Genomic DNA, 11,739 nt, shown 5'->3' with positions numbered 1-11,739 from the left:
ATGAGGTTCCCTGTTCACATCACCACCGACATGATCCGGCACCAGGTGCGCCAAGCCTGGCGTCGGAACCGCCGCTATCCGTTCGTGCTCATGCTCGAACCGCTCTATACCTGCAACCTGGCCTGCCTCGGTTGCGCCACCGAGCGGCACACCGGCAAGCTCAAGGACCGGTTGCCGGTCGAGCGGTGTCTCGAGGCTTCGGACCAGTGCGGAGCACCGGCCGTCTCGATCTGCGGCGGAGAGCCGACGGTGTACCCGGAGCTGCCGGAATTAATCGCGGGCATCATCGCTCGGCGGCGCCATATCTACCTTTGCACCAATGCCCTGCTGATGGAGGACACGGTCTTCGGCAAGATCGAGCCCCACAAGCGCCTATCGATCAACGTTCACCTGGACGGCATGCGGGAGACCCACGACTACGTTTGCGCGCGAGAAGGAGTCTTCGACAAGGCCATCGAGATGATCAAGAAGTCGAAGAGCCTGGGGTACCACGTGGTGACCAACACCACGATCTTCAAGGAGACCCAGATCGAGGAGGTCGAGGAAGTCTGTCGGCTGCTGGAATCGATCGGCATCGACGGCATGATGGTCTCGCCTGGCTATCAATATGAGTCGGTCGAAAGCGATATCTTCATGACCCGCAAGGATACGGAAAACAAGTTCAAGCGAGTGCTCGAGCTTTCCAAGACGTACCGGCTGCACTCGAGTCCGATGTTTCTCGAGTTCGCCGCCGGACTGCGCGATTACGACTGCTCGCCATGGAGCACGGTTACCTTTACCCCACTGGGGTGGAAGGGGCCCTGCTATCTCATCGGCAAGAAATACTACGAGACCTGGGATGAGTTCTGGTCCGGCACGGACTGGGACTACTGGGAGTCGCGGCAAGACAGCCTGTGCCAGAACTGCGCGATGCACTCGGGCTTCGAGGCCTCAGTGGTGAAGGAGCTGCCGAAGAGACCGGTCGATCTGGCTCGGATGGCTGCCTGGAACGTTCTGGGCTAGGGGGACACACCCTGTGAAGGCCTTTCTCACCGGCGCCTCCGGGTTCGTCGGGGGGCATGTCTTGCGGGCCCTGGAGGCTCGAGGCCGGGAAGTCGTCTGTCTTGTCAGGCGCTCCAGCGATCGGCGGAATCTGGCGGCGAGCGGCGCAGCGACGATCGAGGGCGACCTGACGGACCCGGACTCCTACCGGGGGGCACTCGAGGGCTGCGTCGAGCTCTACCATTGCGCCGCCGACTATCGATTTTTTGCGCGCGAGCCGCGCGAGATGTATCGGATCAATGTCGATGGAACGAAGAGCCTGTTCGAGGAAGCTCTCCGATCTGGGGTCGAGCGGGTGGTCTACACGAGCTCGGTTGGTGCCTTGGGTCTGCGCACGGAAGGTACGCCTGCCGATGAAGAAACGCCGGTCACTCTCGACGACATGGTCGGCCACTACAAGAGGTCGAAGTTTCTGGCGGAGCGAGTCGCCGAGGAGTCGTTTCGAAGCGGTCTTCCGGTGGTCATCGTGAACCCCTCTACCCCGGTCGGCGAAGGGGATCTCAAGCCGACTCCCACGGGCCGGATCATCGTCGACTTTCTGCGCCGAAAAACTCCGGCCTATGTCGAGACCGGACTCAATCTCGTGGACGTACGGGACGTGGCCGAGGGCCATGTTCTTGCGGCCGAGAGAGGACGTGTGGGCGAGAAGTACATTCTGGGCCATGCGAATCTCTCTCTTCAAGAGATTTTCGGGATCCTGGCCGATCTGACCGGACTCGAGCCACCCAAGGTCAAGTTGCCGCATGTGGTGCCAATTGTCTTCGCCGCCTTGGATACGGCGCGCGCGCGATTGCTCGGCGGTGAGCCGCGGGTCGCCCTCGAAGCTGCCCGGCTGGCACGGCACAAGATGTTCTTCGACTCCGGCAAGGCCGTCGCCGAGTTGGGCTTCAGGCAGACTCCCGTGCGCGAGGCCCTGGCCCGAGCGGTAGGCTGGTTTCGGGAACATGGATACGTCTAGGCACCACAAACGGGATCGGTGGATCGCGGTTGTCAGCGCGCTTCCGGAGGAGGTTCGGCCTCTGGTCAGAAACCATGGGCTCGAACCGGCCGTCCAGGGTTCTCGGCGATGGCGGGGTCGGGTCTCGGGCCATCTCGTTGAAGTGGTCTGTACCGGAGTCGGCCTCACCAATGCCCGCAATGGTGTCTCCGAATTGGTCGCCGAGGCGTCGCCGAGGGCCATCGTCTTCCTTGGCACAGCGGGAGCGATCTCGGCCGGTTTGACCCCGGGCGATCTGGTGGTCGCGGAGAGGGTCTTGCTGGACGATGAGTCGGGAGCGAACGGCGGCGTCCCGGAGGCCGCGGTGATTGCGGTTCCCGGCTCGCCTTGGTTCGAGCGTGCAGCGGGGCTGCCGAGGTCCGAGCGGGGGACCCTGGTGAGTAGCCACCGAGTCGCTTCGACGGCGGTTCGCAAGCACGAGCTGGCCCAGCGTCATGTCTTGGGGAATGGGACCGCGGCGACCGACATGGAAAGCTGGGAATGGGTCTCGGCCGCGTGCGCGGCCGGTATTCCGTTCGTGGTCGTGCGCGCCATCAGCGATACGGCCTCCGAGGACCTGCCGCTTGATTTCAACCAGGCACTGCGGTCCGACGGCTCGCTCTCGAAAGCCCGGGTCATCGGAGGCGTCCTGAGGCGTCCGGCGGCTATCCGTGGATTGTTGAATCTAAGCGATAGAGTGAGATTGTGCGCCGAGAGGCTCGAGCAGGCACTGATTACGATTCTCGATTGAGTCGCTTCGGGTGGGCAGTCGCGGTGGCCGCTTCCGGCCTGCTGTTCGCTGGAGCCGGACTCGGTGCGTCGAATGAGGGGGGCGCGACCGAGAGGACCTTCTTCCTCCTCGTGGATGCGGTGCCGTACGGTGCCGTTGACGCGCTCTATAGGGATGGAGGCGCGCCGGAGCTGTTCGATGAGCTGGGTCCCCCGGCGCCTTTGATCAGCACCTTTCCCTCGACGACGACCGTGGCTCTGGGAGCGGCGCTGGGTTCGCTGGGACTGGAGATCTCGCCGGGGTACGAAGCACGGTTCTTTGATTGGGAAGAAGAGACGATCCGAGGTGGCGGGGCGATCAGCTACTTCCGGATCGACTTTCCCTGGCGGCGTTTCTTTGAATGGAGCAAGAAAGGCGTGGCCCGGAGCGCCGTCGCCAGCCTGCGGCCCGTCGTAGCGAGCGAGCGCAGGGTGTTGCGCGCTCTGGATGCGTTTCTTGCCTCGGATCGGCAGGACTTCTTCGCCTACATAGAGACCACGGACACGGCCGCTCATCTGCGCGGGCCCTCGTCTCTCGACAAGATGTTTCGAAACCTGGGGCTGGCAATTCAAGCCGCGCGCGCCGCGGGCGAAAAGTTTCGAGTCGTGGTGTTTTCCGATCATGGAATCGCGGGCGGCGAACCCTTGAAGAATGTCCTCCCGGGAATCTTGAAGCGCTTCCAGAGGGTCGGTCTCAGGCGAGTCAAGCGCTTGCGAACCAGGAATGATGTGGCGTTGACGCCCTACGGCCTGGTCTCGAGCCTCGAAGTCTATGCTCATGACGAGAGCGCGCCACGCCTGGCGGAAGTCCTGACCTCGGTCGAGGGGGTGGGGCTCTGCGCCTACAGGGCGGCAGGGGAGTTGTGGGTCGTGTCGGCGAGTGGTTTGGCGACTATCGGCAACCGCGGCCGTGAGTGGGCCTATCTTCCGCGGACGGGAGATCCTCTCGGCTACCGGAGTGTGACGGCTCGGCTTCGAGCCGTCACAGGCGAATCCGGCGAGCCGGGCTGGTTCTCGGATTCCGAGTGGTTCGAGGCGACAAAAGACGAGTTCTACCCCGACGCGCTCCGTCGCATCGCACGCGGCTTCGAGCTGGTGGAGAACCCGGCTACAGTCATCTGTTCGGCGGATCCCGGCTACATGTATGGCGCCAGGAAGACCGAGAGAGCCGCGCGTCTGGCTGGCGGGAAGCTGCGTTGGACCCATGGCGCCCTGCATTGGGAGGCAACGGCGGGCTTTCTGCTTACCGACGTGCCCGGCCGCACCTCTCGAAGCGGAATCAGTCTCTCCACAGCTCTGCGCCCGCTGCTTTCCAGTCCTGAGCTTCGGGTCGCGCGCGGCGCTTCTCAGGTCCCGAAGCTCGCCCAAGGGAACTCGGAGTGAGGCCGTGCGCTCCCGACCGCTCGACACTCGATAAGATGACGGATTCCAGCCGCTTCGCAAACCGATCGTGACATGACGACTCTGCTCAAACCCTCTTCGACCGCCCAAAGCGGATCCTTGACCCGTTTTCAGGAGCTGGTCGAGCCGGAGCTCCTCGCCTGGCTCGATCGGAAAGAAAAGAACTACCTCGTTGAGGCGTCGGGAGTGGCGGAGCTCACCTCGCGGCTCCGCGAGTTCGTCGCACGCGGAGGCAAGAGGCTGAGACCGGCGCTCGTCTTCTTTGCCTACGAGGGCTGCGGCGGCGTCGACAGGGAGGTGGTCCTGCCACTGGCGATGTCAACGGAGCTACTCCACACCTACTTGTTGATTCACGACGACATCATGGACAGCGCCGATGTGCGGCGTGGCCGGCCGACCGCGCACATCCTGTTCGAGGCCGATCATCGGGGAAAACGCTGGGTAGGGGACTCACAACACCACGGCGAGTCCGTGGCCATCCTGCTTGGCGATCTGGCCCATTCCTGCGCTGTCGAGCTATTCCTGGAGGCCCAAGCCCACGTGGTCAGACCCGAACTGTCGGCTTGCTTTACGGCGATGTGCCAGGAGGTTGTCCTGGGCCAGTATCTGGAGATGACCGCTCCCTATCGAGAGAGCCTGAGCAAGGAGGACTTGCTCAAGGTACTCCGGCTCAAGAGCGGCCGCTACAGCGTCGAGCGGCCGATCGCACTCGGCGCGCTGGCGGCGGGCGCGTCCGGGCAGACGCTCGAGGGGCTGGCGAACTACGGCAAGGCTCTGGGCGAGGCTTTTCAGCTCAAAGACGATCTGCTTGGCGTCTTTGGAGCGAGTGACACCGTCGGCAAGTCGGTGGACTCTGACATCGCCGAGGGCAAGTTCACGGTGCTCGTTCAGCAGGCGCTCGAGCGCTCGGACGACCAGGGACGTGATCTGCTCGAAGCCGCTTTGGGGAACCGTGGCGTAACGGAGCCTCAGTTGACGGCGGCGCGAGAGGTGGTCGAGGCGTCGGGAGCTCGCGCGGAGATCGAGCGGATGATCGAGAGTCGACTCGAGCGGGCGGCCGTGGCACTGAAAGGCGTCGATTTGACCGCGGGCGCGGAAACCTTCTTCGCCGGCCTCATCGCTTTCCTCAGAGACCGGGAGCATTGAACGTGTCCTCCGCCAAGGCTCTCGAGCGCGACCGCAAAGCCGAGCACATCGATCTTGCGCTGGAAGATCGGATGCAGCTATCGGCGCACTTCTTCGATCGGTACTACTTCGACCATCTGGCGCTGCCGGAAATCAACATGGCCGATATCGATCTTTCGGTCCGGTTCCTCGGCTATTCGCTCAAGGCGCCGCTTCTCATTTCCTGCATGACCGGAGGCACCGGCCAGGCCGCGCGGATCAACCGCAACCTCGCGGCTGCAGCGCAAGAGGTCGGCATTGCGATCGGTGTCGGCTCGCAGCGCAAGGCGATCGAGGACCCCGCTCAAGCAGAGAGCTTTCAGATTCGATCCTCGGCACCGGATGTTCCCATTCTCGCCAACCTGGGAGCAGTTCAGCTCAACTACGGCTTCGGTCTGGATGAGTGCCGACGCGCGGTCGAGATGATCGAAGCCGACGCCCTGGTGCTTCACTTGAATCCGCTGCAGGAGGCGATACAGCCCGAGGGCCAGACGGATTTTTCCGGTCTGATCGAGAAGATCGGACGCATCGCGGAGGAGCTGGAGGTTCCGGTGCTGGTCAAGGAGATCGGCTGTGGTCTGTCGATAGAGACGGCTCGCCGGCTCAAGGAAGCCGGGGTGGAGATCCTCGATACGGCCGGTCTCGGTGGTACCAGCTGGGCGCGTATCGAAGCCAGCCGCGCCAACGATGCCGAGCTGGGCGAGATCTTCGCCGGCTGGGGCGTAGCGACGCCGCGGTCCATTAGGGAGCTCCGGGGTCTTGGTGGGCTTACGATCATTGGCAGCGGAGGGGTGCGCAACGGCCTCGACGCAGCTAAGGCGATCGCCCTGGGTGCCGACATCGTGGGGATGGCACAAGTGTTCCTCGAGAGCGCGAACGAGTCCTCCGAGAAGGCCGCCGAAAGCGCGGCGCGGGTGGTGCGCGAGCTCAGGATCGCGATGTTTTGCGTCGGTGCGGCTTCGGTGGCCGCCCTTCAGCACACGAGGCTCCACTCGATCGGCGCGGGACGCGGAGCGACGGAGTAGCTCGCAATGAGTGAATCTGAACGCAGCGACGAAGACCAGAGAGTCACCGAACGGCTCGTGAGCGAGCTGGTTTCCGGCAAGCGGCAGCTACATGAGCTACCCGCCGATCTGCCGGCACGACATGCGGCGCGCATTCGCCGCAGAGCGCTCGAGGAGGAACGCGGCGTCTCGCTCGCGCGAACCGGCGACTATGCGCTCGACGCGGCTCGGGCCGCCAGCCGCCATTGTGAGAACTTCATCGGTGCCGCACAGGTTCCGGTCGGGATCACCGGTCCCCTATCGGTCAGCGGTCGCTACGTATCGCCGGACGAAGAGCTCTACATACCGCTGGCTACGACCGAGGGCGCGCTCATCGCCAGCACGAACCGCGGCTGCCGAGCGATTCGTGAGGCTGGGGGTGCGGTCGTACGCGTCGAGGACGTGGGCATGACCCGAGCTCCGGTATTCAGATCCGACGGTATCGACGCGACCCGTAGGTTCCTCGACTGGGTTGATGAGAACCAAGACCGCATACGCGAGGTCACGGAAGCCACCAGCAACCATCTCGAGCTGTTGGATATCCGCTCTCAGGTATTCGGCAGCTCGATCTATCTGCGCTTTCGCTTCGCTACCGGCGATGCAATGGGAATGAACATGGCAACGGTCGCCTGTGATCGGGTGATTCGGGAGCTCATCGAGCCTGAGACCGGCTTGCCCTGCCTGGCACTCTCGGGGAACTTCTGTGTCGACAAGAAGCCATCGGCGATCAACTTCCTCGAGGGTCGAGGCAAGCGTGTCTGGGCCGAGGTTGGGCTCGATGATGATGTTCTCGAGCGCTATCTCAAGACGTCGGCCCGGGACTTGGTCGAAGTCCAGTATCGCAAGAATCTCCTGGGCTCGATAGCCGCGGGCTCGATGGGCTACAACGCCCACTTCGCCAATATTCTGGCGGCGTTCTTCATTGCGACCGGACAGGACGTGGCTCAAGTGGTCGAGGGCTCGATGGGTGTGACCACGGTCGAAGCGCGCGCCGAGGGCGGAGTGATCGCTTCGATCTACATGCCGGACCTGCCGCTAGGTGCCGTCGGAGGTGGGACGGCGCTCGACACCCAGGCGGAAGCGCTGGCCCTGCTCGGAGTCAGCGCACGGTCAGACGCGAAGGGCGCCGCGGTGATGCGGCTGGCGGAGATCCTGGGGGCAACTGTTCTGGCGGGCGAGCTTTCGCTTCTGGCGGCCTTTACCTCCAGCGACCTGGCGAGAGCTCACGAGGAGCTGGGCCGCGGCCGGGTTCAGGAATAGCGAGCTCCGTGTCCGCGCTTCGATGCCAGGCGAGCGCTCCCGGCAAACTGATTCTCATGGGAGAGCATGCCGCGGTATACGGCCGGCCGGCATTGGTTGCCGCGGTCGGTCTGCGCACCCGGGCGCGGATTTCACCGGTGGAAACAGGAGAGCTGGAGCTCGACCTTCCTGATCTGGGCTATCGGGAAGAGTGCACCTGGGAGGAGATCTCGGCGTATGGTGATCGGCGCCGCGAGTCTTGGCGAAGCTACCGTGAACGGCCGGCAGGAGGAGACTTCGCCGGACTCGGGTCACGCGATGAAGCCGGGGTCGTCAAGGTCGCGCTCGCCGAGGCCATGAGATCCCTGGAGCAGACTGAGGGCACCAGCCCGAGCCCGGCTTTGCGCCTGTCCGTGCGGTCCGAGCTGCCGGTGGGCTCCGGCTTCGGCAGCTCGGCGTCGGTCGCCGTAGCCGTCGCCGCAGCGATTCTGGGCTCGCTGTCGGCGGGGACCGAGTTGTCGGTAGGCGATGAACGCATCGTCGACGTCGCTCTCGAAGCCGAGAAGCGGCAACATGGGCGGCCTTCGGGAGTGGATCACACCGCCGTCATTCGCGGCGGTTTCTTGGCGGTGGCCAGAGAGGACGGGTCGCTTCGTGCTACCGATCTGGCTCGGCCGGGTTGGTTTCGCCAGGGGATTCGGGTCTATGACACCGGGGCGCCCGCCGAGACGACGGGAGAGGTCGTGGCGGCCGTCCGAGATCTGCGCGATCGTGAGCCAAGCCGGTTCGCCGATCGGCTCGACGCGATGGAGAGGTCTACCCGAACGCTGATGGAAGCGCTGGGGCGGGAGACCCCCGACTGGCCGACTCTGGTGAACGCGGTTCGGAGATTCGAGCTTTGCCTCGAGGAGCTCGGAGTGGTGCCGGCTCCGGTGGCCCAAGCCGTGCGCCGCGTCGAGGCCGCGGGGGGCGCGGCTAAGATCTCTGGTGCCGGGAGCCTCTCCGCCGCCGCCGCCGGCAGCCTGCTCGTGCTCTGGCCGCCCAAGGCTCGAGCCGGCGCGGACCTCGACGCTATCCTAGGTGCATACCGGCCATTCGACGCGCGACTCGGCGGCCAAGGTCTGGAACTGACGCGAGATGACAATGCCTGAAACGCAGCGAGCCACCTTTGTCGCCCCCTCCAATATCGCCTTCATCAAGTATTGGGGTATTCGAGACGAAGACAAGGTGCTGCCCTGCAATCCTTCGATCTCGATGACCTTGTCCAGATGCACTTCGAAGTGCACCGTAGAGTACGACAGCACCCGGAGCGGGGATGAAGTCCGGTTTCGCCAGGTGGGCGGCACCTTCGAGCCGGCCCCGGACGGCTTTGCACGGCCCGTTCAACGGCATCTCGAGAATCTCCGGAGGCGGGCTGGGAAGAGCGGGGGCTGTAAGGTCTGGACGGAGAACAGCTTTCCCACCGGCGCCGGGATCGCGTCCTCGGCATCGGGTTTCTCGGCCCTGACACTGGCCGCAACCGAGGCGCTGGGAACGCCCCCCGAGGACGCCACAGAAGCCTCCGTCCTGGCGCGAATGAGCGGTTCCGGCTCGGCGGCGCGGTCGGTTATGGGCGGCTACGTGCAATGGCCGGCGGATGTCGGTGACTTGGATGAACCGGCGGCCATGCGGATCGCGACCGCCGAGCACTGGGACTTGCGGGACGTAGTGGCGGTTGTCGACTCGGCGCCGAAAGGCGTTTCTTCACGCGACGGTCATCGGCGCGCTCCCTCAAGTCCGCGGTTCGCGCCCCGACTCGGAGAGCTGGGAGAGCGACTCGAAGCCGTTCGGGACGCGATCAAGCGGCGCGACCTCGAGACCCTCGGACCGATCGTGGAGTCCGAAGCCATCGACCTGCACCACGTCGCGATGTCGTCGCGACCGCCGATCTACTACTGGAAGCCCGGTACCCTTGCCGTGCTTTGGTCGATAAGGTCGCTGCGTAGAGACGGAGTTCCCGTGTACGCGACCATTGACGCCGGACCGAATGTACACGCGATCTGCCCGGCCGAGTTCGAAGAGCAAGTTGCGAAGGAGTTCGAATCGATGGCTGAGGTTGAATCGGTTCTGCGCGATCGTGTCGGCGAAGGACCCTACTCGACGTCGGAGCACCTGGGAGGCTCATGACGGAGAAACCTCCGGTGATTCTGGTCAAGCTCGGCGGCAGTCTCATCACCGACAAGGCCGGCCAGGAGTCGGTTCGAACCGGCGTTCTGGCGAGGTTGGCCGCCGAATTGCGCGAAGTCAGGGAGGTCATTGCCGGCGGTATGGTTTTGGGGCACGGTAGCGGATCGTTCGGTCATGCGGTGGCCACCAGCGGCGGATGGTCTTCGCCGGGCGTGAAACCGTCGCTCGACACTCTGGTTCGCACGCAGGACGCCGCGGCTCGTCTTCATCGGAAGGTGATGGCTGCGCTACTCGAAGCCGGTCTGGATCCGTTCTCGGTGGCGCCTGGCAGCTCGATGGTGTCTTCGAAGGGCCGACTCGTGAGCCTGAGCATCGAGCCGTTGGCCGGAGCGATCGAGTGCGGGCTGCTGCCGGTGCTGTTCGGAGACGTCGTCCTCGATACCGAGGATCGCGCCCGGATCTTCTCGACCGAGCGGGTGTTCCTGGCGGTCACGCCCCTGCTTATGGCAAGGGGATTCCGGGTATCGGCCGCCTATTGGCTCGGCAACACCGACGGGGTTCTCGACTCGGTCGGTGAGACGATCGGCCTGATCACCAGAGCCAACGCCGATGAGGTGATGGACAGTCTGTCCGAAACCGCGAGCTCCGAGGTCGTCAAGGGTCCGCCCGGTGTCAGCGACGTGACCGGCGGAATGCGGCACCGAGTGAAGAGCGCGCTGGCGCTCAGTCGCCTGGGCGTGCCCTCATGGATTCTGGACGGCCGCTCAGAGGGCTTGCTCCTTGCCGCGGCCCGCGGCGAAGAGGTTTCGGGCACGCGCGTGGACCCGGACTAGACTCGCTTTCACAGAACCCGTCAACGCCGGGCGCCGTACTTTCGGTGCCGGAGCGTCGGAAACGGTGCCCGAAAGGTCGGGTAGGATCCACGGTAACGGATCGTTTCAAATGGACGAAAGACCCATCAGCACGGAAACGGCCCAACCGTCGGAGCCTGCAGATCGTGACGCGCGTCTTCACGATCTGTTGGTGAAGACGAGCCGTACTTTCGCGCTTGCGATTCCGCAGCTGCCGCAGCCGACACTGCGCGAAGTTACGATCGCGTATCTTCTCTTCCGGATCGCCGATACGTTCGAGGATGCCAGCGTGCTCTGGGACCGGCCGCAGCGGCTCGCGGCGCTCAAGGAGTTCGACCATCTTCTGGACTCGCCTTCCGTCGAGCGGGCGCAACGCTGTGTCCGCGAGTGGTCGCGAGAGCCACCCACCGACCACGCGGGATACCTCGAGCTGCTCGAAGAGACACCGCTGGTTTTTGCCGCCTTGCTCGCGCTGGACGAACCCTCGCGTACCGCCATCGTCGAACACACGGGCCGCACTGCACAGCTGATGGCGGAGTTCGTGGCCCACACCGACGGAGCCGGGGTCTTGCGCTTGCGAGACCTGGACGACCTGCGCGCGTATTGTTACGCCGTGGCCGGAATTGTCGGTGAGATGCTCACCGATCTCTTCCTGTTGGGCAGCGACAGCCTGGCTGCGTCAGCGGAGTTTCTTCGCAAGCGGGCTTCGGCGTTCGGTGAAGGGCTTCAGCTGGTCAACATTCTGAAGGACAGCGCATCCGACGAAGGTGAAGGCCGGAATTTCCTGCCGTCCACGGTCGATCGGGGAGAGGTGTTCGCGCTGGCACGAACCGATCTCCAGGCAGCCACAGAGTACTCGCGCGAGCTGCAGCGAGCAGGCGCGCCGGCGGGAGTGGTCGCGTTCACGGCGCTGCCTGTCGAATTGGCCTGGGCGACCCTCGATCTGGTCGAAGAGCGCGGACCCGGTGCCAAGATCACGCGCGAGCGGGTGTTCGCCTTGTACGCTCAAGTTCATCAGGCCATCGAGGAAGGCCGCCCGGTGCTGGAGTCGCGAAGATCGGCTCCGCAGAGCAGCTAGCCCGACCTTTTT

Annotated in this window: 11 protein-coding genes; all 11 read left to right on the top strand. The window is 64.4% G+C overall.

Annotated features, from left to right (window positions below):
- The 11 genes from hpnH (at nucleotide 1) to GY769_10720 (ending at nucleotide 11,727) form a co-directional block, all read left to right on the top strand.
- Nucleotides 1-1,002 carry an adenosyl-hopene transferase HpnH gene (gene hpnH, locus GY769_10770; protein ID MCP4202400.1) on the top strand — a complete coding sequence of 334 codons (1,002 nt, stop codon included), beginning with the start codon at nucleotides 1-3 and terminating at the stop codon, nucleotides 1,000-1,002.
- A 13-nt stretch (nucleotides 1,003-1,015) separates the two neighbouring features.
- Nucleotides 1,016-1,999, top strand: a complete 984-nt coding sequence (locus GY769_10765; GenBank protein MCP4202399.1) for an NAD-dependent epimerase/dehydratase family protein — start codon at nucleotides 1,016-1,018, stop codon at nucleotides 1,997-1,999.
- Nucleotides 1,986-2,768: a hypothetical protein gene (locus tag GY769_10760; protein MCP4202398.1), complete on the top strand. Its 783-nt coding sequence runs from the start codon at nucleotides 1,986-1,988 to the stop codon at nucleotides 2,766-2,768. The genes GY769_10765 and GY769_10760 overlap by 14 nt, the downstream gene beginning before the upstream one ends.
- Nucleotides 2,765-4,168 carry a hypothetical protein gene (locus GY769_10755; GenBank protein MCP4202397.1) on the top strand — a complete coding sequence of 468 codons (1,404 nt, stop codon included), beginning with the start codon at nucleotides 2,765-2,767 and terminating at the stop codon, nucleotides 4,166-4,168. Before GY769_10760 ends, GY769_10755 begins: the two co-directional genes overlap by 4 nt.
- A gap of 72 nt (nucleotides 4,169-4,240) precedes the next feature.
- The gene (locus tag GY769_10750; GenBank protein ID MCP4202396.1) at nucleotides 4,241-5,332 is read left to right on the top strand and encodes a polyprenyl synthetase family protein; all 1,092 of its coding nucleotides are present in this window, start codon (nucleotides 4,241-4,243) and stop codon (nucleotides 5,330-5,332) included.
- A complete protein-coding gene (locus GY769_10745) occupies nucleotides 5,329-6,375 on the top strand; it encodes a type 2 isopentenyl-diphosphate Delta-isomerase (GenBank protein MCP4202395.1) in 1,047 nt (348 codons plus the stop codon). Before GY769_10750 ends, GY769_10745 begins: the two co-directional genes overlap by 4 nt.
- A 6-nt stretch (nucleotides 6,376-6,381) precedes the next feature.
- Nucleotides 6,382-7,653: a hydroxymethylglutaryl-CoA reductase (NADPH) gene (gene hmgA / locus GY769_10740; GenBank protein ID MCP4202394.1), complete on the top strand. Its 1,272-nt coding sequence runs from the start codon at nucleotides 6,382-6,384 to the stop codon at nucleotides 7,651-7,653.
- 8 nt (nucleotides 7,654-7,661) lie between these two features.
- Nucleotides 7,662-8,783: a hypothetical protein gene (locus tag GY769_10735; protein MCP4202393.1), complete on the top strand. Its 1,122-nt coding sequence runs from the start codon at nucleotides 7,662-7,664 to the stop codon at nucleotides 8,781-8,783.
- The gene (gene mvaD / locus GY769_10730; protein MCP4202392.1) at nucleotides 8,776-9,798 is read left to right on the top strand and encodes a diphosphomevalonate decarboxylase; all 1,023 of its coding nucleotides are present in this window, start codon (nucleotides 8,776-8,778) and stop codon (nucleotides 9,796-9,798) included. Before GY769_10735 ends, mvaD begins: the two co-directional genes overlap by 8 nt.
- Nucleotides 9,795-10,631, top strand: a complete 837-nt coding sequence (locus GY769_10725; GenBank protein MCP4202391.1) for a hypothetical protein — start codon at nucleotides 9,795-9,797, stop codon at nucleotides 10,629-10,631. Before mvaD ends, GY769_10725 begins: the two co-directional genes overlap by 4 nt.
- A 109-nt stretch (nucleotides 10,632-10,740) precedes the next feature.
- Complete coding sequence (locus GY769_10720) at nucleotides 10,741-11,727, top strand: squalene/phytoene synthase family protein (protein ID MCP4202390.1); 987 nt, start codon at nucleotides 10,741-10,743, stop codon at nucleotides 11,725-11,727.
- Nucleotides 11,728-11,739: the final 12 nt, after the last annotated feature.

The sequence above is a fragment of the bacterium genome, from assembly GCA_024224155.1.
GTDB lineage: Bacteria > Acidobacteriota > Thermoanaerobaculia > Multivoradales > JAHEKO01 > CALZIK01.
This window is presented reverse-complemented; position numbering and strand designations above follow the sequence as displayed.

Bases quoted from the DNA above. Each gene is read 5' to 3' on its own strand.
- hpnH (MCP4202400.1), top strand. From the start codon at position 1: ATGAGGTTCCCTGTTCACATCACCACCGACATGATCCGGCACCAGGTG.
- GY769_10760 (MCP4202398.1), top strand. From the start codon at position 1,986: ATGGATACGTCTAGGCACCACAAACGGGATCGGTGGATCGCGGTTGTC.
- GY769_10750 (MCP4202396.1), top strand. From the start codon at position 4,241: ATGACGACTCTGCTCAAACCCTCTTCGACCGCCCAAAGCGGATCCTTG.
- hmgA (MCP4202394.1), top strand. From the start codon at position 6,382: ATGAGTGAATCTGAACGCAGCGACGAAGACCAGAGAGTCACCGAACGG.
- mvaD (MCP4202392.1), top strand. From the start codon at position 8,776: ATGCCTGAAACGCAGCGAGCCACCTTTGTCGCCCCCTCCAATATCGCC.
- GY769_10725 (MCP4202391.1), top strand. From the start codon at position 9,795: ATGACGGAGAAACCTCCGGTGATTCTGGTCAAGCTCGGCGGCAGTCTC.
- GY769_10720 (MCP4202390.1), top strand. From the start codon at position 10,741: ATGGACGAAAGACCCATCAGCACGGAAACGGCCCAACCGTCGGAGCCT.